The sequence below is a fragment of the Rhizobium croatiense genome, assembly GCF_019793465.1.
GTDB lineage: Bacteria > Pseudomonadota > Alphaproteobacteria > Rhizobiales > Rhizobiaceae > Rhizobium > Rhizobium croatiense.
This window is the reverse complement of sequence record NZ_JAILYJ010000001.1, coordinates 64,164-83,463: the sequence shown is the minus strand read 5'-3', so window position 1 is coordinate 83,463 and position 19,300 is coordinate 64,164. Positions and strand designations below refer to the sequence as shown.

The following is a 19,300-nucleotide window of genomic DNA, read 5'->3' as shown; positions in this document are numbered from 1 at the left end:
TTTATTCGGCGTGCGGCGCCGGATGAATGAAAGGCCAGGGGCTCGCCTCGGATCCTTTTTCGATCGGAACCTCGATGAGAACAGGTTGGTCGAGAGAAAGGGCTTCCTCGATCCTGTTTTTCAATTCTCCGGGCCTCGTTACCTTGAATGACCGGATGCCGAAGCTTTCGCCGAGGGCGACAAAATCAGGATTGGTGAGGTCCGAACCAAGATAGCGGCCTTCGTACGCTTGCTTCTGGTCGCGCAGGACATTGCCATAGGCCGAATTGTTGAAGACGACGGCGACGACGGCGATCTTGTGCTGGACGGCGGTGGCAAGCTCCTGAACGCCGAACATGAAACCGCCATCGCCGGAAACCGAAACCACGGCTTTATCGGGATTGGCGACCTTCACGCCCAGGGCCGTGTTGAAGCCAAAACCCAGATTATCCTGATAACCGCATGTCACGTACTGACGTGGGCCGTAGACCGGGAAGGCAAAGCGGGCGGTAAAGCCCATCTGGCTGACCTCCTCGACGAAGAAGCCGTCTCTTGGAAGAGCCTCGCGAATGGCATCGAGATAGGCAAGCTGCGGCTGCACGCCTGAGAAACGGGATCTGGCCTGGTTGTTGAGTTCGGCGAACTCGCTGGTGCGATCCTCGCGGCGGGGACCTGCCAGCGCATTGATCAGCGCCTGCGTTCCGGGCGCGGCATCGGCGACGATGCCGACATCGGGCTTGAGACGAACCATTTCGGTCGGATCGATATCGATGCGGATGATCTTGAGACCCTTGGGAAGCCACTTCCATCGCATGAACTGCAATTCGAGCCGGCTGCCGATCCCGATCAGAACGTCGACCTTCTTCCAATATTCGTAGGCGGCGGCGAAATTCAGATAGTTCGGGTGGTCGTCGGCGACGATGCCCTTGCCGGAGCGATGCGAGGTGACGGGCGACTGCAGCAGTTCCGCAAGAGCGGCGATCTCGGCCCCGGCATCTGCCGCACCGCCGCCGACCATGATCATCGGATTCCTGGCGCCTGATAGCAGTGCCGCTGCGGCAGCGACCCGATCGGGGTTGACGGCCGGATGAGGCGCGCTCGCGCCCATGGGAAGATCGACTTCGGGGCCGGATTGGCCAAACACGTCCCATGGCGCTTCGATCGCGCCCGGGCCCCGGCGGCCGGAAAGCATCTTGCCGACGACCTCGGCCATCACAGAGCCGGTCTCGGACTGGTGATTGATACGCTCCGCCGTCTTGGTAATTCCGCGCATCGTCGCGAGTTGGTCGGGCAGTTCGTGCAACTGTCCTCTGCCTTGGCCGATCAGGTGGGACATGATGTTGCCGGTGATGCAGAGCACCGGGGCGTTGGCGCCGTAAGCGGTGCAGAGGGCGGCGCCGGAATTGAGAAGGCCGGGGCCGGGGACAACGGTATAGGCGCCGATCCGGCCGGTGGATTTGGCATAGCCGTAGGCCATGTATCCGGCGCCCTGTTCGTGCCTTGTGTGAATGAACCGAATCTTGTCACGGGCGCCGTAGAGGGCATCGTTGAAATCATACATGTGGGCGCCCGGGATGCCGAACACCGTGTCGATCCCATGGGCGACGAGCGAACGGGCGATCGCCTGGCCGGTGGTTTCTTTCCCGCTCATTTCAGGCAGCCTTCGGCGCGAAGTGCAGTGACGATGGCGCCGGCATCGGTTGGCTGCATGCCCGCAAGGTTCATACGGCCGGAATCGGCCATGTAGACGCCGTGTCTGGCACGGAGGGCAGCGGCCGTTTCCCTGGACATGGAAAGATTGGAGAACAGGCCGCGCTGCCGGCTGATGAAGGCAAGATCGGGAGCGGCGGCGGCAAGTGCGGCGCGGTTGCCGTTGACGCGTTCGCACATCTCGTCGAGCTCGGCACGCCACATCGCCGACATCTCGGGACTTTCGAGAATGGTCCTGACGACGGCGGCCCCATGATCGGGCGGCATCGACCAGTTCACGCGGGCAAGTGCGGCCATGTTGCTCTCGGCTTTGCCGATGTCATCGTTGTTGCGGGTCATGACATAGAGCGCGCCGACACGCTCGCGGTAGAGGCCGAAATTCTTGTCGCAGGAATAGGCGATCAGCGCCTCGTCGACCGCGTCGAGGATCATGCGAGTCGGTGCGGCGTCCTGTTCTAGACCGTCGCCAAGCCCCTGATAAGCAAGATCGATGAACGGCACCAGCCTGCGCGCAACCAGAAGCTCGGTAATCTGTCGCCACTGCTCGATGGTGAAATCGATCCCGGTCGGATTGTGGCAGCACCCGTGAAGGAGGACGACATCGCCTTCCGCAGCGGAAGACAGGGCGTCGACGACGCTGTCGAATTTGACTTGCTGTAGCGTCAGGTCGACGAAGGCATAGTCCGTTACGGCCAAACGCGCCGAACTGAAGATCGGCGCATGATTTGGCCAGCTCGGCGTCCCGAGTAGAACCTTTGCCGATGGATTTGCCGTCTGGATGAGCTCGGCGCCGAGACGCAGCGCGCCGCTACCGCCCGGCGTCTGAATGCCGACGAGGCAGCGGTCGACTTTCGGCGATTTTCCGAAAACAATCGGCTTCAGCAGCTGCACGAATTGCAGATCGCCTTCCGGGCCGAGATATTTCTTGCTGTCCTGGGTTTCGAGAAGGAACTGCTCCGCCGCCTTCACGGCGCGCATCACCGGCGTACGCCCCATGGCGTCGCGATAGACGCCGACGCCGAGGTCGATCTTTCCGGTGCGATCGTCGGCCTGAAAGGCCTTGATGAGTGCAAGCAGGCTGTCGGCTGGCCGGTTATTCAATTGGTCAAACACAAGTTCACCTCGTTTCCGTAACTCCGGGTCGGAGATTAACTGAACTTCTCCGGCGAATTTCTGCGATTATCTTCCCATTTCAGCGCGTCCATGCAGACAATCGGCGCTTTTCCGCTACAATGCGCAGAAATTCACCTCATTTCGGATCTGTGGCCGTGCTTGACCAGTTCGATATCAAATTGCTTGCCGCCCTCCAGCAAGACAGCGAAGTGACGCAGAGCGAGCTGTCTCTGAAGGTCAATCTTTCCGCCACTCAATGTGCACGCCGTTTGGAAAGGCTGCGCAACGAGCAGTACATTCAGAGTGTCGTGGCCATCCTCAATCCTGCAAAGCTGGGCTTCAGCGTTGTCGCTCATACGCTTGTCAGCCTCAGAGCCCATACGGAGGGGGGAAACGAGCGGCTCCATCGCTTCATCGAAACCGCACCGGAAATCCTGGAATGCTATTCGCAGACGGGCGACGCCGATTTTCTGATGAAGGTCATGACGCGCGACCTCGACCATCTCAGCCAGTTTCTCGAAAGAATGATCCGGGTCACCGACAATCTGGCCTCGGTCAAGTCGAGCATCGTCCTGAAAACGATCAAGAAGACCACCGCTTTGCCGTTGCAGATCGTGACGTGAGGGCGGCGTCAGCCGCTCTCATCTGAGATAGTGGATGTGCGGACGTGAATGATGAGGCGAGGCTTCGATGCGGGCCTCGACGGAAAAGACCTCGCGCAGGAGCTTTTCGCTCAGCACATCCTCAGGCGCGCCGAAGGCGACGATCCTGCCCTGCTGCATGATGATCAGCTCATCGCAGAACATGGCGGCATGGTTGAGATCGTGCAGGGCGACGATGCTGGTGATCGGCAGGCCGCAGACGAGCCGCATCAGGCCGATCTGGTGCTGGATATCGAGATGGTTTGTCGGTTCGTCGAGGATCAGCTCCTGCGGCGACTGGGCGAGCGCCCTGGCAATATGGGTGCGCTGCTTTTCGCCGCCAGACAGGCTCTGCCAGCGGTCGTCGCGTTTCTCCGCCATGCCGGCGCGGGCGAGTGCCGCTTCGACCGCCTCTTCGTCGGACCTGGTCCAGCCGGAAAACATGGAGCGGTGCGGGAAGCGGCCAAGCTTGACGACATCGACGACCTTCAGATTGGCATTGGTCGTGGCATGCTGCTCGACGAAGGCGATGCGCCGGGCGATCGAGCGGCGGCTGATCTTGCCGATATCTTTGCGGTCGAGCGTGACACGGCCGGAATGCGGCCGCTTCAGGCCGGCGAGAAGCCGCAGCAGCGAGGTCTTGCCGGAGCCGTTCGGCCCGAGCAGGCCGAGCATCCGGCCGGGCTGAGCCTCCATGGAAACGCCGTCCAGGATGGTCTTTCTGCCAATTTTCCAGGTGAGGTTGTCGGCCTTGATGCTCATGACGCGCGCTGAAACCGGTAGAGGATGATCGAGAAGAAGGGAACACCGACCAAGGCGGTGACGACGCCGATCGGCAAGATCTGGCCGGGAATGAGGGCGCGGGCGGCGATATCGGCGAACACCATGAAGATCGCCCCTGCAATGGCGCAGGCCGGCAGCAGGCGGATATGAAGCGGCCCGACGATGAAGCGGGCGACATGCGGCACGACAAGCCCGACGAAGCCGATCGAGCCGACCATGCTGACGATCGTCGCCGTCATCATTGCGGTCAGCGCGAAGAGAGCCATTCGCGCGCGACCGACATTGACGCCGAGCGAGGAGGCCGCCTCGTCGCCGAAAGCGAAGGCGTCGAGCACGCGGGCGTAGAGCAGACAGGCGACGAGACCGATGCCGACGACGATCGAGACCAGCGCGAATTCCGGCCAGCGCACGCCCCCGAAACTGCCGAGCAGCCAGAACATGACGTCGCGGGCCTGCTGCGCATTGGCCGAAGTGGTGACGATGTAGGAGGTCGATGCGTTGAAGAGTTGCGATGCGGCGACACCGGCAAGGATGGTGCGGTCCGCGCCGCCGCGTGTGCCGTTCGAAAGCAGCGCCACGAAGAAGAAGGCTGCAAAGGCGCCGGCAAAGGCGCCGGCCGATAGCGACACCGCGCCGGCACCGAGCCCCAGGATGACGATCGCGACGGCGCCGGTGGAGGCTCCGGCGGAGATGCCGAGCACGTAGGGTTCGGCAAGCGGGTTGCGCAGCAGCGACTGCATGATGGCGCCCGACAGCGCCAGCCCGGCGCCGCAGAAGGCGGCCACGAGCGCCCGGCTCAGGCGATAGTCCCAGATGACAGTCTCGTGAATGCGATTGAGCTCGACCGCGGTCCAGCCGAGCCGGTTGGTGACGGCGGAGAATGTGGTCGCAAGCGGAATCGGCAGATCGCCGATTCCGACGCTGACGCCGATGGCGACAGCGATGAGGCAAAGGGAAGCCAGAAGCAGTGCGGTGACCGCTCCCAGCTGCCGGAAGAGACGTCCCGCCTCGGTCACTTCAGCAGACCGAGGGCCTTCAGCTGCTCGGCCACCTGTTCGGCGCCGTAGATCGTGCGGATGGTCGGGTTCATCGCCTGGCCGTCCATGACGACCAGCGCCTTGTTCTTGACCGCAGGGGTCTGGCTGACGGCCGGATCGGTGTTCAGGAACTTGATCTTGGCCTCGGGCTTGTCGAGTTCCCAGCGGTTGCGGTCGAGGCTGGCGACGACGATGACATCGGGATTGGAGGCGATGATGCCTTCCCAGCCGATGGTCGGCCATTCCGCATCCGCAGTGATTGCATTGCGTCCACCGAGCAGGTCGGCGATGAAGCCGGAGGCGCCGTTCTTGCCGCCGACATAGGCATCGGCCGACGGGCTGGGGCTGGAGAACCAGAAGACGTAGGACAGTTTCTGGCTGTCCTTGGCAACGCTTCCGCGCAGCTTGGCTTCACGGGCCTTGAAATCGGCGATCAGCGCCTGGCCGCGATCGGCGACGTCGAAGATCTGCGAGAGCTCGTCGATCTCCTTGTAGAGAAGATCCATGTTCCAGAGCTCGGCGCGGCTGCCGTACTGGTCCTTGACATCCTTGGTGCTGAGGCAGGTGCTGGGCGAGAGATAGGTGGCAACGCCGACCTTGTCGAAATCCTCGCGCTTGGCGACCTTGCTGCTTGGTCCGACCAGGCTCGGCAGCGCCGCCGCGACGAAATCGGGATTTTCGGCAAGCATCGATTCAAAGGTCGGCATCTCGACGGTCAGGAGCTTGACCTTGGCATTGGCTTCGGCGAGCTGCGGCAGCACCTTGCTCGGCCAGAAGGCAGTGCCGACCATTTTGTCCTGAAGGCCGAGCAGCAGCAGGATTTCCGCGCTGTTCTGGCCAAGGCCGATCGCCCGCTCGGGTGCCTTCTTGAACGTCACCTCTGCGCCGCAGTTTTCCAGCGTCAGCGGATAGGTGGTCGAACCCGCCAGAGACGGCGTTGCCGCAAGGCCGATCAGGGCGGAGAGGCCGCAGGCGGCCAGGAGCGATTTGAGGTTGGTCACGAAGAAATCCCCGGTGCGTGAGTATATGCGGCCGGGGTATAGCCACAGGAGCAGCCGGAAAACAAGACCGATTAAATCAACTTATCGCAAAAATCGACAGCACCGGACATGCGGCGGGCGCAGGCTCCGTTCCGGAGGCAGGCGGTCGTTCATCCTCAGCTTGCCTCTTGGGTTTCGATCCGTGCGGCCTTGCGCGTGGCATGGAGGAAGGCTCCAATAAAGGCGATCGCGAACAGAAGTACGATGGTCGGGGCCGGCGCGCTGTCGATAAAGAAGGAGAGATAGACGCCTGCAAAAGCCGTGATCACCGCGATTGCGACCGAAAAAGCGAGCATCGTACTGAAGCGGCGCGTCAGCAGATAGGCGATGGAGCCTGGTGCAATCAGCAGCGAGATGGCGAGAATGATGCCGACCGACCGAAGCGCTGCCACGATCGTCAATGAAATCAGGCAGAGCAGGCCGTAGTGAAGCAGGTTCACCCTCAGCCCGACCGCTCTCGCCTGCGCCGGGTCGAACGCGTGCAGCAGCAGGTCACGCCACTTGATGGCGACGATGGTGGCCGTCAGTAGCGCAACGGCTCCCGTTTCCACGATGTCGGGAAAGCCGATGCCGAGCATGTCGCCGAAGAGGATGTGATCGAGATGCACCTCGGACTGGATCTTCACATAAAGAACCAGGCCGAACCCGAACATGCCCGAAAATACGATGCCCATCACCGTGTCCTGCTTGATGCGGCTGTTATCCTTGAGGAAACCGGTGGCAAGCGCGCAGACCATTCCGGCCGCAAAGGCGCCGATTGCGAAAGGAAAGCCGGCGATATAGGCAATCACTACGCCCGGGAATACGGCATGGCTCATGGCGTCGCCCATCAATGCCCAGCCCTTGAGCACGAGAAAGCAGGAGAGCAGCGCAGTCGGGATGGCGATCAGCACCGAGATGATCAGGGCGTTGATCATAAAATCGAACTGGAACGGCACCAGCAAGGCGGCGAGACCGTTCATGGAGATGTCTCCAGCGCTTGAGCAGCCCTGCGCCGGCTCGCCAGCATTCCGTGCTTGGGCGCCAGGAAGAAGGCGGCAAGGAAGATCAACGTCTGGAAAACGACGATGATGCCACCGGTCGCGCCGTCGAGGAAATAGCTCACATAGGCGCCGACGAAGCTGGTCGCCGCCCCGATCGCTACGGCGATGACGAGCAGTCGCGGGAAACGATCCGTCAGCAGGTAAGCCGTCGCGCCCGGCGTCACCACCATACAGATGACGAGAAAGGCGCCGACGGTCTGGAGGGCCGCCACCGTCGAGGCCGACAGCAGCGTGAAAAACATGATCTTGAGCCGCGTTGGATTGAGCCCGATTGAACGGGCGTGGGTCTCGTCGAAGAAGACGACCATCAGGTCCTTCCATTTCACCAGCAGGATGGCGAGCGAAACGAAGCCGATGATGGCAAGCTGGAGCGTGTCCTCGGGCGTGATTGCGAGGATGTTGCCGAGCACGATCGTCTGGATGTTCACTGCAGTCGGTCTCAGCGATACCATGAACAGGCCAAGCCCGAAGAAGGAGGAGAAGATCAGGCCGATGATGGCGTCTTCCTTCAGTTTGGTGCGCTGGTTGAGGAAGAGCATCGCCGCGGCGGCAAGGCCGCCGGAGAAGAATGCGCCGATCGAGAAGGGAAGTCCGAGCATGTAGGCGCCGGCGACACCCGGCACGATGGCATGCGAGAGTGCGTCGCCGATCAGCGACCAGCCCTTGAGCATCAGATAACAGGAAAGGAAGGCGCAGACACCGCCGACAAGAGCCGAGACCCACATGGCGTTCAGCATGTAGTCATAGGTGAAAGGTTCGAGAATGGCGGCCATCAGCCTTGCTCTCCGCTTCCGTCCGCCGGGGCAGGCGCGAGCAGTTTGCCCTCCCGCAGGACCAGCGGCCGCTCGTCGTCAGTGAGGATGCCGACGGGATATGGCTTGCCCCCGGAGCCATTCAACACGAGATGGCGAAGCACGCCGCCGAAGGTTTTCTCGAGGTTTTCTTGCGTAAAGGTCTCGTCTGTCGGTCCGTGGGCCAATACCGTACCTTTGATCAGCACCGTGCGGTCGCAGAATTCCGGCACGCTGCCGAGATTGTGCGTCGAGACCAGCATCACCCGGCCTTCGTCGCGTAGCGAGTGGAGCAATTTGACGATGGCCTCTTCGGTCTTGACATCGACACCGGTGAAGGGTTCGTCGAGCAGGATGACGCGACCGTCCTGCGCCAGCGCGCGAGCGAGGAAAACGCGTTTCTTCTGACCGCCGGAAAGCTCGCCGATCTGGCGCTTGCGGAATTCGCTCATGTTGACGCGGGCGAGCGCCTTGGACACAGCGTCGTGGTCGACCGCTTTCGGTATGCGCATCATCCCCATGTGGCCGTAGCGCCCCATCATGACGACGTCCTCGACCAGCACCGGAAAATTCCAGTCGACCTCTTCCGATTGCGGCACATAGGCGACGAGATTTTTCCGCAGCGCTTGTTCGACCGGCATGCCGAGCACCGAAATCTCGCCCCTGGCGAGGCGCACGAAACCCATGATCGCCTTGAACAGGGTCGACTTGCCGGAACCGTTGACGCCGACAAGCGCGGTGATGGTGCCGGTGGGGGTCTGGAAGCTGGCGTCGCGCAGCGCCGTGTGGCCGTTGCGATAGGTGACCGTGGCGTCCGTCACGGCGATGCCGGCACCCGCATCCGAAGATGCGGGGAAAACAGGGGAAGCGATCGCGTTCATTGCGACAGGCCTTCGGCAAGGCCCTTGACGACGGTGTCGGAGGTGACGCGCAGCAGGTCGATATAGGTCGGCGTGGGGCCGTCGGCTTCGCTTAAGGAGTCGACATAGAGAACGCCGCCATAATGGGCGCCGGTTTCACGGGCGACCTGCCGGGCCGGCTTGTCCGATACCGTGCTCTCGCTGAACACGGCAGGGATCTTGTTGGCCCTGACGGCATCGACGACTTTGCGGACCTGTTGCGGCGTGCCCTGCTGATCGGCATTGATCGGCCATAGATAGAGTTCCTTCAAGCCGAAGTCGCGAGCGAGATAAGAGAAGGCCGCTTCGCTCGATACAAGCCAGCGCTTATCCTCGGGGATGGTACCCAGCTTCTGGCGGATCGGCGCAACGGTCGCCTCGATCTCCTTCTTGTAGGCCTCCGCATTGGCCTTGTAGACCTCGGCATTCTCAGGATCGTATTTGACGAAGGCATCGCGGATGTTGTCGACATAAATGATCGCGTTCTTCGGCGACATCCAGGCATGCGGATTCGGTTTGCCGCTATAGGGGCCTTCGCTGATGCCCATTGGCTCGACGCCTGTGGAGACCACGACGTCGGGAACATCTTTCAGGTTCCGGAAAAATTTCTGAAACCACAGCTCGAGATTGAGGCCGTTCGACAAGAGGATCTGGGCGCCCTGCGCCCGCTGGATATCACCCGGCGTCGGCTGATAGCCGTGGATCTCGGCTCCGGGCTTGGTGATCGATTCCACGATCGCGGCATCGCCGGCAACGTTCTTTGCCATGTCGGCAATGACGGTGAAGGTGGTCACCGCTTTGAATTTCTCCTGCGCGGCGGCACCGCCGGCCACCAGGCCGAGTGCGGCAACGGCCACCATCCCGGTTATGACTCTGCGTCTTAGGCAACTAAGCATGAATATTCCCTTCTCTTGCCTCATCAACCGTTCGGCACGCACAGCGACGGCCGATAACAAGTTCACCGATGTAAATGCGACGCATTTGCAATTATTGCTGATGAGCCTCGTATCTATCTATTCTGCAATTGCGACTGAATTGCAACAAGGATTTTCGAAGAGGTCGCTGATCGCAGACGAAATCAACCCGCATGCGGCGCTGGACATATCAACAGGTTTCAAGAAACGCCTGGATCGCGTGGGAAAGTGCTGAGGGTTTTCCTCGGAACGCCGTCAGGCTGCCACGGTCAAGCCCGGCCCCGTGGTGGATCCGCAGCCGGCCCGGGCTCGACATCGACAGGCTCAAGGGTAAATCCCTCGAACACGCTCAGCTCAGCTTTCCTACGAGCTTGGCATAGTCCGAAAAAGTCCGCTGCTCGCCTTTTCCGGCGGCCTGCTCCGCAAGCTGCAAGACACGGATAGGAAACAGGATCGCAGCGCGGTTGGCGTCCGACAGCTCATGATCGTCGTCTTCCTCGATAGCCCTCATGGCTTTCGACAGCGCGGCATTGAGTTCCTGGCGGGTGAGCAGTTCTTTCTCGACGATTGCGTCGCATATGGACGCCATCGCCATGATCAGGCCCTTGAGCTGCAGATTGGCGGTATTCATGAGAACTCCAATGAAAGAGGCGGGCTCTAATCCGGTTCAACCGACCGGATCGTGTCGACCGAGACCGTACCCTCGACAATGCCGCGTTTGATATCGCGCCTGTTCCGGTCGATCTCGATGACAGTATAGAGCTTGTCATCGCGGAAGGCACTTGCATTGGCCGTCGTCACATCCTCGGCGGGCGCCGCATCCACTTCCATGAAATCGAGTTCGCGCGCCGCGGCGACGATCCTGGCATCACCAGGCGTTCTGGCGGCGACGACAACGATGCCATGGCCGGGGGCATTGTCCCATCTCGGATCGTCGGGGGCGGCGATCGGTTCCAGCCGGTAGATGTTGAGCATTTCATCGCCGGCATCGGGCGAGGCTTCCGCCGCCGCATCCTGGATCTGCGCCTGGCTTTCGACCGATTTTCCAAAGGTGGTCGGGCTGGTCGCGTTGTTGATCTCTTCCTTGCCGGTCTTCGAGACGTTCGACATGTCGCTCTCCATTGTCAGGACGGAAACGACGGCCGGCGGAGAACGGTTCCAGCCTGCGCGAAAAACGGCAAAGCCGGCTTCGTATAGGGCTTTGGGTTTATGCAGCTCTTAAGTTCATTTTGAATAATAAATCATGATAGGCTCTACCGGGGATGGCCCATACCATTTTCCAAATTGAGCACTAAATTACCGGTCGTCGAAGAGGGGGATTTTCGTGAGCAACCAAACCGGCGAATTCGCGCGTGACAACGCTGCGGTAGAGAGCCTCAATGGGCAAAACCACACAACCATGGCGTTCGATGAGGCCAGCGCGCTTCTCGAGGTTCTGGTCGCGGTCAGGCGCGGTGATTTCTCCGTGCGAATGCGCTCTGATCTCACCGGCGTCACCGGCAAGATCGCCGACGCCCTCAACGACATTATTGCCGCCAACCAGCGCATGGCCCAGCAGCTCGAACATGTCGGCCAGGTCGTCGGCCGCGACGGGCGAACGAGCACGCGGGTGCGCTTCGGCCTTTCCGATGGGTCCTGGTCCGAGATGGAAGGATCGATCAACGGCCTGATCGACGATCTCTTGTGGCCGACGACGGCGGTGACGCGCACGATCACCGCGGTCGCCAAGGGTGACCTGCTGCAGACCGTGCCCCTCGACGTCGACGGCCGGCCGCTCAAGGGCGAATTCCTGCGCTCGGCCGATATCGTCAACACGATGATCAAGCAGCTGAGCGTTTTCACCTCGGAGGTGACGCGTGTCGCCCGCGAGGTCGGCACCGACGGAAAACTCGGCGGCCAGGCGCAGGTGCCCGAGGTGACCGGCGTCTGGAAGGACTTGACCGAAAGCGTGAACTCGATGGCGTCGAACCTGACGGCACAGGTGCGCAACATCGCCGAGGTGACGATCGCCGTTGCCAACGGCGACCTTTCCAAGAAGATCACCGTCGACGTGCGCGGCGAAATCCTGCAGCTGAAGGAAGCGATCAACACCATGGTCGACCAGCTGCGCTCCTTCGCTTCGGAAGTGACGCGTGTGGCCCGCGAGGTCGGCACCGAAGGCAAGCTCGGCGGCCAGGCGCTGGTGCCGGGCGTCGCCGGAACCTGGAAGGATCTGACCGATAGCGTCAATGCCATGTGCGGCAATCTGACGGCCCAGGTGCGCAACATCGCCCAGGTGACGACGGCCGTGGCGCGCGGCGACCTGTCGCGCAAGATCACCGTCGACGTCTCGGGCGAAATCCTGGAACTCAAGGAAACCATCAACACGATGGTCGATCAGCTGAACGGCTTCGCCGGTGAGGTGACGCGCGTCGCCCGCGAGGTCGGTACCGAGGGGCGGCTCGGCGGTCAGGCGCAGGTGCCGGGCGTCGCCGGCACCTGGAAGGACCTGACCGACAACGTCAATTCGATGGCCTCGAACCTGACGGCACAGGTGCGCAACATCGCGGAAGTCTCGACCGCCATCGCCAATGGCGACCTGTCGAAGAAGATCACCGTTTCGGTCTCGGGCGAAATCCTCGAGCTGAAGGAAACCATCAATACGATGGTCGACCAGCTGAACGCCTTTGCCTCGGAAGTGACGCGCGTCGCCCGCGAAGTCGGCACCGAAGGCCGGCTCGGTGGCCAGGCCAATGTGCGCGGCGTCGCCGGTACCTGGAAGGACCTGACCGAAAACGTCAACTCGATGGCCGGCAACCTGACGGCGCAGGTGCGCAACATCGCCGAGGTTTCGACCGCCATCGCCAATGGCGACCTGTCGAAGAAGATTACCGTGCCGGTTTCGGGCGAAATCCTGGAACTGAAGGAAACCATCAACACGATGGTCGACCAGTTGAACGGTTTTGCCGGCGAGGTGACGCGCGTCGCCCGCGAAGTCGGCACCGAAGGCCGGCTCGGCGGCCAGGCCAATGTGCGCGGCGTCGCCGGCACCTGGAAGGACCTCACCGACAGCGTCAATTCCATGGCCTCCAACCTCACCGGCCAGGTGCGCAACATCGCCGAAGTCGCGACCGCGGTCGCCCAGGGCGACCTGTCGAAGAAGATCACCGTCCCGGTTTCGGGCGAAATCCTGGAGCTGAAGGAGACCATCAACACGATGGTCGACCAGCTGAACGGCTTTGCCGGCGAGGTGACGCGCGTGGCGCGTGAGGTCGGCACGGAAGGCCGGCTCGGCGGCCAGGCGAATGTGCTCGGCGTCGCCGGCACCTGGAAGGACCTGACCGACAGCGTCAACTCGATGGCCGGCAATTTGACGGCGCAGGTGCGCAACATCGCCGAAGTCTCGACCGCCATCGCCAACGGCGACCTGTCGAAGAAGATCACGGTGTCGGTCTCAGGCGAAATCCTCGAGCTCAAGGAAACGCTGAACACCATGGTGGATCAGCTGAACCGCTTCGCCTCGGAAGTGACGCGCGTCGCTCGCGAAGTCGGCACCGAAGGCAAGCTCGGCGGCCAGGCGCAGGTGCCGGGTGTCGCCGGCACCTGGAAGGATCTGACCGAAAACGTCAATTCCATGGCTTCCAACCTGACCGGCCAGGTTCGCAACATTGCCGAAGTGACGACCGCCGTGGCGCGCGGCGACCTGTCGCGCAAGATTACCGTCGACGTGAAGGGGGAAATCCTCGAGCTGAAAAACACCATCAACACTATGGTGGATCAGCTCAACGCCTTCGCCGGTGAAGTCACCCGTGTGGCCCGCGAAGTCGGCACCGAAGGCAAGCTCGGCGGTCAGGCGCAGGTCTCCGGTGTGGCCGGCACCTGGAAGGATCTGACCGACAGCGTCAACTCGATGGCCGGCAACCTGACGGCGCAGGTGCGCAACATCGCCGAGGTGGCGACCGCGATCGCCAATGGCGACCTGTCGCGCAAGATCACCGTCGACGTGCGCGGCGAAATCCTGCTGCTGAAGGACACGCTGAATACCATGGTCGACCAGCTTCGTTCCTTCGCCGGCGAAGTGACGCGTGTGGCCCGTGAAGTCGGCACCGATGGCCGCCTTGGCGGTCAGGCCGTTGTTCCCGGCGTCGCCGGCACCTGGAAGGACCTGACCGACAACGTCAACCTGCTCGCCGCCAATCTGACGACCCAGGTTCGCAACATCGCCGAGGTCACGACGGCCGTGGCGCGCGGCGATCTGTCGCGCAAGATCACCGTCGATGTGAAGGGCGAGATCCTCGAACTGAAGAACACCATCAACACCATGGTCGACCAGCTCAACGCCTTTGCCGGCGAAGTGACGCGCGTCGCCCGCGAGGTCGGCACCGAGGGCAAGCTCGGCGGCCAGGCGCAGGTGCCAGGCGTCGCCGGAACCTGGAAGGACCTGACGGATACCGTCAACGTCATGGCCGCCAACCTCACCGAGCAGGTGCGCGGCATCGTCAAGGTGGTGACGGCGGTCGCGAACGGCGACTTGAAGCAGAACCTCACCGTCGCCTCCAAAGGCGAAGTCGCCGCCCTTGCCGAAACCATCAACAACATGACCAACACGCTTGCCACCTTCGCCGACCAGGTGACCACGGTGGCGCGCGAGGTGGGCGTCGAGGGCCGCCTCGGCGGCCAGGCGAACGTGCCGGGCACGGCCGGCACCTGGAAGGATCTGACGGGCAACGTCAACTTGCTCGCCGCCAACCTGACGACGCAGGTGCGCGCCATCGCCGAAGTGGCGACCGCCGTCACCAAGGGCGACCTGACACGCTCGATCAAGGTCGATGCGCGCGGCGAAGTGGCCGAGCTCAAGGACAACATCAACACGATGATCGACAATTTGCGGCTCACCACCGAGCGCAACACCGAGCAGGACTGGCTGAAGACCAACCTGGCGCGCTTCACCAACATGCTGCAGGGGCAGCGCGACCTGACGCTGGTCGGCAAGATGCTGCTGTCGGAGCTGGCGCCGCTGGTCGGCGCCCATCAGGGCGTCATCTACCAGGTGGATGCCGACGAGAGCCAGCCGTTCCTGTCGCTGCTCTCGGTCTATGCACAAGGGGGCGAGGCGGCGCATCCGCCGCGGCTCGACTTCGGCCAGGGCCTCGTCGGCCAGTGCGCGAGCGATGCCCGCCGCATCCTGGTCACCGATCTGCCCGACAATGTCGTACCGATCAGCTCCGGCGTGTTCACCACTCTGCCGAGAAGCGCGATCGTGCTGCCGGTGCATTTCGAGGGCCAGGTGAAGGCGGTTATCGAACTCGCCTCCGCAGGCGAATTCACCGAGCTGCAGCTTTCCTTCCTCGACCAGCTGACGACCTCGATCGGCATCGTTCTCAACTCGATCGAAGCGACAATGCAGACCGAAGGCCTACTGAAGCAATCCCAGCAGCTCGCCGCCGAACTGCAAACGCAGCAGCGCGAACTGCAGCAGACCAACGAACAGCTCGGGCAGAAGGCGCAGCAGCTCGAGGAACGCAACGTCGAAGTCGAGGCCAAGAACCAGGAGATCGAGCAGGCGCGGCGCGCGCTGGAAGAAAAGGCGACCGAACTGGCGCTGACCTCGAAATACAAATCCGAATTCCTCGCCAACATGTCGCATGAGCTGCGCACGCCGCTGAACTCCATCCTCATCCTCGGCCAGCAGCTCGGGGAAAACCCCGACGGCAACCTGTCGGGCAAGCAGGTCGAGTTCGCCAAGACGATCCACGGCGCCGGCACCGATCTGCTCAACCTCATCAGCGATATTCTCGATCTCTCCAAGATCGAGTCCGGAACGGTCTCGGTCGATGCCGAGGAGATCTTCGTCAACAATCTGCTCGAAGTGATGGCGCGACCGTTCCGGCACGAAGCGGAAACGCGGAACCTGTCCTTCGCGGTCGAGGTCGGCGCCGACGTCACAAAGAGCATTATCACCGACTCGAAGCGGCTCCAGCAGATCCTCAAGAACCTGCTGTCGAACGCCTTCAAGTTTACCGCGCAGGGCGGCGTGACGCTTCGCGTCGCATCGGCGACGAGCGGCTGGTCGTCGGATCACCCCTCGCTCCGGCACGCGCCGTCGGTGATCGCCTTTGAAGTCGTCGATACCGGCATCGGTATCCCGCCGGAGAAACAGCGTATCATCTTCGAGGCATTCCAGCAGGCGGACGCCTCGACGAGCCGCAAATATGGCGGCACCGGCCTCGGGCTGGCGATCAGCCGCGAACTGGCAAACCTGCTCGGCGGCGAGATCCAGCTGCGCAGCACGCCTGGCGTCGGCAGCACCTTCGTCCTCTACCTGCCGCTCACCTATGTCGGCGCCGGTGCGGTTGCACCCAGGCCGGTTTCGCCGCCGGCGAATGTCGTGGAATTCGCCGAGGCAGCGGCAAGCCGCCGCGCCGAGAAGCCTACCGAACATGTCGCAGACGATCGCCACCGGATCGTGACGGGTGACTCGGTGCTGCTGGTCGTCGAGGACGACGCGCATTACGCCCGCGTCCTGGTCGATCTCGCCCGCGACAATGGCTTCAAGGTGCTGGTGGCGATGCGCGGCAGCGACGCCCTGACGCTCGCGCAGGATTACAAGCCATCGGCGATCTCGCTCGATATCTTCCTGCCCGATATGCTCGGCTGGACAGTGCTGAGCCAGCTCAAGCAGAACCCGCAGACGCGGCATATTCCGGTGCAGATCATCAGTCTGGACGAGGATCGGCAGCATGGGCTGACGCGCGGGGCTTTCGCCTTCATGAGCAAGCCGACGACGCCGGAAGGTCTCGGCAAGGCGCTGTCGCGCCTGAAGGCCTATGCCGAGCCGCGCCGCAAGCAGCTGCTGCTCGTAGAAGACGACGAGGCGGAGCGCTTGAGCGTCACTGCGCTTCTCGGACATGACGACATCGACATCACCAGCGTCGGCTCGGGATCCGAGGCGCTTGCCGCTTTGCGGCGCAATTCCGCCGACTGCGTGGTGCTCGACCTTTCTCTTCCTGATATGTCGGGCTTCGACGTGCTGGAGCAGATACGCGACGATGCCGAGATCGGCGAGGTGCCGGTGGTCGTCTTCACCGGCAGGGAGCTCTCTGCGGAGGAGGACGCGACGCTCCACAGCATGGCCCGCAGCGTCGTGGTCAAGGGTGTCGAGTCCCCCGAGCGGCTTCTCGACGAGACGGCGTTGTTCCTGCATCGGGTCGTTGCCGATCTGCCGGCGGCAAAGCAGGCGACGTTGCGGGAACTGCATAGTTCGGACGAGGATCTCGTCGGCGAGACCGTGCTGCTCGTCGACGACGACGCCCGCAATATCTTCGCACTCAGCAGCGTGCTGGAGCGCCGCGGCATGAGGGTCCTGACCGCGACGACCGGCAGCGAAGCCATTGACGTCATCAACAACGAACCCTCCGTTGCGATCGTGCTGATGGACATCATGATGCCCGGGATGGACGGTTACGAGACGATGCAGGTCATCCGCTCGGAGCCCCGCTTCCGGCGGTTGCCGATCCTGGCGCTGACGGCCAAGGCAATGAAGGGTGACAGGGAGAAATGCCTGGAGGCGGGCGCGTCGGATTACTTGGCGAAGCCCGTCAATACCGAGCAGCTCCTGTCGGCTCTGCGCATGTGGCTGCACCGCTGAGGATCCGGCCATGAACCCCGTCAACATCCTCCTCGTCGACGACCAGCCCGCGAAGCTCCTGAGCTATGAGGTCATTCTCGAAGAGCTCGAGGAAAATCTCATCAAGGCGCAATCGGCCCGCGAAGCCTTCGAGCACCTGCTGCGCACCGAAATCGCCGTCATCCTCGTGGACGTCTGCATGCCTGAACAGGACGGATTCGAGCTCGTCAGCATGATCCGGCAGCATCCGCGCTATCAGAATACGCCGATCATCTTCGTCTCCGCCGTCATGCTGGCCGAACCGGACCGGCTGCGCGGCTATGCGGTCGGCGCCGTCGACTACGTCTCCGTCCCGATCGTGCCCGAAGTGCTGAGGGCCAAGGTCAGGGTGTTTGCCGATCTCTACAGGAAGACGCGGGAACTCGAGCGCCTGAATGCCGAGCTGGAGGCGAGGGTACACCAGCGCACCGCCGAGCTCGAAACATCGGCGGCGCAGTTGCGCCAGCTGAATGAAGAACTCGAGCACCGGATCGATCAACGGACGCGCGAGCGCGAGGAGGCGCTGGCGCAGCTCTTCGAAGCGCAGAAGCTCGACACGATCGGTCATCTCACAGGCGGCGTTGCGCACGACTTCAACAATCTTCTCATGGCGGTGCTCGGCAGTCTCAGCCTGCTGAAGAAGCGCCTGCCGGCGGATGAGCGCAGCGAACGCCTGGTGACCAACGCCATCCAGGCGGCCGAGCGCGGCACGGCGCTCACTCAGCGCCTGCTCGCCTTCGCCCGCCGACAGGAGCTGAAGCCGCAGGCGGTCGACTTCCTCAGGCTGTTCGAAAACGTCGAGGATCTGCTCGCTAAGGCTGTGGGGCCGCGCGTCGAGATCCGAAAGTGCATCCCGGCGGATCTGGCGCCGCTGCTGGTGGACAGCAACCAGCTGGAGCTGGCGCTGCTCAACCTCTTCGTCAATGCACGGGATGCGCTCGAAAGCGGCGGCGCGGTGACAGTCGCCGCGGCGGCGGAAGAGGCACGGCCGACCGGCCTTGCGGGCGGGAATTACATCAAAATATCGGTCTCGGACGATGGCGAGGGGATGGACGAGGCGACGGTCCTGCGTGCCGCCGAGCCATTTTTCACCACCAAGGGGATCGGCAAGGGCACCGGTCTCGGCCTGTCGATGGTGCACGGCCTGGCAGCGCAATCGGGCGGCTCGATCCAGATTTCGAGCACGAGAGGGAAGGGCACCACCGTCTCCCTCTGGCTGCCCGTCGCCGAGAGCTTCACCAAGGCGCAGCCGGCGGTCGTGCCGGCGGCCGAAGAACCCGTGAAGCCGGTGTCGCGATCGCTTTCCATTCTTGTCGTCGACGACGATGCGCTCGTCAGGACCGGAACCGTGGCGATGTTGGAGGACCTTGGACACCTGCCGTGGGAAGCGGCTTCCGCTTCCCAGGCTCTGGAGTTCTTCGCCGGCGGACAGGAGTGCGATCTTGTTATCACCGATCACGCCATGCCGGGCATGACCGGCGCCGAGCTCGCGCGCCACCTTCGTGCAGCTTTCCCCAACCTGCCCGTGATCCTCGCGTCCGGCTATGTCGAGCTTACCGAGGACCAGGGGCTCGGCCGGATGCTCAGGATGACGAAGCCGTTCACCCAAGAGCAGCTTCAGGCGGCCATGGACGAAGCGCTCCGGGACAAAGTCGCGGCGGCGTGATGGACGAAGCGAGTGGCAGGCGCGGATCATATTTGATAG

The 19,300-nt window shown here is 62.6% G+C and carries 15 protein-coding genes; 4 read left to right on the top strand and 11 right to left on the bottom strand.

Translation table 11 applies throughout. The annotated features are described in order from the left end of the window. Window position 1: 1 nt before the first annotated feature. The gene (locus K6M89_RS00425; protein WP_222138010.1) at window positions 2-1,630 is read right to left on the bottom strand and encodes a thiamine pyrophosphate-dependent enzyme; all 1,629 of its coding nucleotides are present in this window, start codon (window positions 1,628-1,630) and stop codon (window positions 2-4) included. Next, on the bottom strand, window positions 1,627-2,802 hold the full coding sequence (locus K6M89_RS00420; protein WP_222138009.1) for an amino acid aminotransferase: 1,176 nt from the start codon (window positions 2,800-2,802) through the stop codon (window positions 1,627-1,629). The genes K6M89_RS00425 and K6M89_RS00420 overlap by 4 nt, the downstream gene beginning before the upstream one ends. Window positions 2,803-2,957: 155 nt before the next feature. Here K6M89_RS00420 and K6M89_RS00415 point away from each other — a divergent pair, with 155 nt between their 5' ends. Next, on the top strand, window positions 2,958-3,425 hold the full coding sequence (locus tag K6M89_RS00415; protein ID WP_097581061.1) for an Lrp/AsnC family transcriptional regulator: 468 nt from the start codon (window positions 2,958-2,960) through the stop codon (window positions 3,423-3,425). Window positions 3,426-3,443: 18 nt separating this feature from the next. On the opposite strand, the gene K6M89_RS00410 is transcribed toward K6M89_RS00415, so the two are convergent. The 7 genes from K6M89_RS00410 to K6M89_RS00380 form a co-directional block, all read right to left on the bottom strand. Further along, window positions 3,444-4,205 (bottom strand): ABC transporter ATP-binding protein, encoded by a 762-nt coding sequence (locus tag K6M89_RS00410; protein ID WP_222138008.1) that lies wholly within the window; start codon window positions 4,203-4,205, stop codon window positions 3,444-3,446. Continuing rightward, a complete protein-coding gene (locus tag K6M89_RS00405; protein WP_097580959.1) occupies window positions 4,202-5,242 on the bottom strand; it encodes a FecCD family ABC transporter permease in 1,041 nt (346 codons plus the stop codon). The genes K6M89_RS00410 and K6M89_RS00405 overlap by 4 nt, the downstream gene beginning before the upstream one ends. Further along, complete coding sequence (locus tag K6M89_RS00400; RefSeq protein WP_222138007.1) at window positions 5,239-6,264, bottom strand: ABC transporter substrate-binding protein; 1,026 nt, start codon at window positions 6,262-6,264, stop codon at window positions 5,239-5,241. The genes K6M89_RS00405 and K6M89_RS00400 overlap by 4 nt, the downstream gene beginning before the upstream one ends. A 155-nt stretch (window positions 6,265-6,419) precedes the next feature. Then, a complete protein-coding gene (locus K6M89_RS00395) occupies window positions 6,420-7,265 on the bottom strand; it encodes a metal ABC transporter permease (protein ID WP_222138006.1) in 846 nt (281 codons plus the stop codon). Continuing rightward, window positions 7,262-8,119: an iron/manganese ABC transporter permease subunit SitC gene (sitC, locus tag K6M89_RS00390; RefSeq protein WP_141507425.1), complete on the bottom strand. Its 858-nt coding sequence runs from the start codon at window positions 8,117-8,119 to the stop codon at window positions 7,262-7,264. The genes K6M89_RS00395 and sitC overlap by 4 nt, the downstream gene beginning before the upstream one ends. Continuing rightward, window positions 8,119-9,018 carry a manganese/iron ABC transporter ATP-binding protein gene (locus tag K6M89_RS00385; RefSeq protein WP_222138005.1) on the bottom strand — a complete coding sequence of 300 codons (900 nt, stop codon included), beginning with the start codon at window positions 9,016-9,018 and terminating at the stop codon, window positions 8,119-8,121. Before K6M89_RS00385 ends, sitC begins: the two co-directional genes overlap by 1 nt. Next, the gene (locus tag K6M89_RS00380; protein ID WP_222138004.1) at window positions 9,015-9,932 is read right to left on the bottom strand and encodes a metal ABC transporter substrate-binding protein; all 918 of its coding nucleotides are present in this window, start codon (window positions 9,930-9,932) and stop codon (window positions 9,015-9,017) included. Before K6M89_RS00380 ends, K6M89_RS00385 begins: the two co-directional genes overlap by 4 nt. On the opposite strand from K6M89_RS00380, the gene K6M89_RS00375 reads away from it, so the two are divergent. After that, window positions 9,931-10,185 (top strand): hypothetical protein, encoded by a 255-nt coding sequence (locus K6M89_RS00375; protein ID WP_222138003.1) that lies wholly within the window; start codon window positions 9,931-9,933, stop codon window positions 10,183-10,185. The genes K6M89_RS00380 and K6M89_RS00375 overlap by 2 nt on opposite strands. Before the next feature lie 114 nt (window positions 10,186-10,299). On the opposite strand, the gene K6M89_RS00370 is transcribed toward K6M89_RS00375, so the two are convergent. Together K6M89_RS00370 and K6M89_RS00365 are read right to left on the bottom strand one after the other, a co-directional pair. Continuing rightward, entirely contained in the window at window positions 10,300-10,581 is a 282-nt protein-coding gene (locus K6M89_RS00370; protein WP_222138002.1) for a hypothetical protein, read from the bottom strand. Between the two features lie 26 nt (window positions 10,582-10,607). Then, a complete protein-coding gene (locus K6M89_RS00365; RefSeq protein ID WP_222138001.1) occupies window positions 10,608-11,072 on the bottom strand; it encodes a hypothetical protein in 465 nt (154 codons plus the stop codon). Between the two features lie 202 nt (window positions 11,073-11,274). On the opposite strand from K6M89_RS00365, the gene K6M89_RS00360 reads away from it, so the two are divergent. After that, on the top strand, window positions 11,275-17,577 hold the full coding sequence (locus K6M89_RS00360) for a HAMP domain-containing protein (protein WP_222138000.1): 6,303 nt from the start codon (window positions 11,275-11,277) through the stop codon (window positions 17,575-17,577). Window positions 17,578-17,587: 10 nt separating this feature from the next. Beyond that, window positions 17,588-19,261: a response regulator gene (locus K6M89_RS00355; protein ID WP_222137999.1), complete on the top strand. Its 1,674-nt coding sequence runs from the start codon at window positions 17,588-17,590 to the stop codon at window positions 19,259-19,261. The last annotated feature ends 39 nt before the right edge of the window (window positions 19,262-19,300 follow it).

Excerpts from the sequence above, each read along its gene's own strand:
- K6M89_RS00425 (WP_222138010.1), bottom strand. The coding sequence starts at position 1,630 with ATGAGCGGGAAAGAAACCACCGGCCAGGCGATCGCCCGTTCGCTCGTC.
- K6M89_RS00410 (WP_222138008.1), bottom strand. The coding sequence starts at position 4,205 with ATGAGCATCAAGGCCGACAACCTCACCTGGAAAATTGGCAGAAAGACC.
- K6M89_RS00395 (WP_222138006.1), bottom strand. The coding sequence starts at position 7,265 with ATGAACGGTCTCGCCGCCTTGCTGGTGCCGTTCCAGTTCGATTTTATG.
- sitC (WP_141507425.1), bottom strand. The coding sequence starts at position 8,119 with ATGGCCGCCATTCTCGAACCTTTCACCTATGACTACATGCTGAACGCC.
- K6M89_RS00385 (WP_222138005.1), bottom strand. The coding sequence starts at position 9,018 with ATGAACGCGATCGCTTCCCCTGTTTTCCCCGCATCTTCGGATGCGGGT.
- K6M89_RS00375 (WP_222138003.1), top strand. The coding sequence starts at position 9,931 with ATGAATATTCCCTTCTCTTGCCTCATCAACCGTTCGGCACGCACAGCG.
- K6M89_RS00380 (WP_222138004.1), bottom strand. The coding sequence starts at position 9,932 with ATGCTTAGTTGCCTAAGACGCAGAGTCATAACCGGGATGGTGGCCGTT.
- K6M89_RS00370 (WP_222138002.1), bottom strand. The coding sequence starts at position 10,581 with ATGAATACCGCCAATCTGCAGCTCAAGGGCCTGATCATGGCGATGGCG.
- K6M89_RS00365 (WP_222138001.1), bottom strand. The coding sequence starts at position 11,072 with ATGGAGAGCGACATGTCGAACGTCTCGAAGACCGGCAAGGAAGAGATC.
- K6M89_RS00355 (WP_222137999.1), top strand. The coding sequence starts at position 17,588 with ATGAACCCCGTCAACATCCTCCTCGTCGACGACCAGCCCGCGAAGCTC.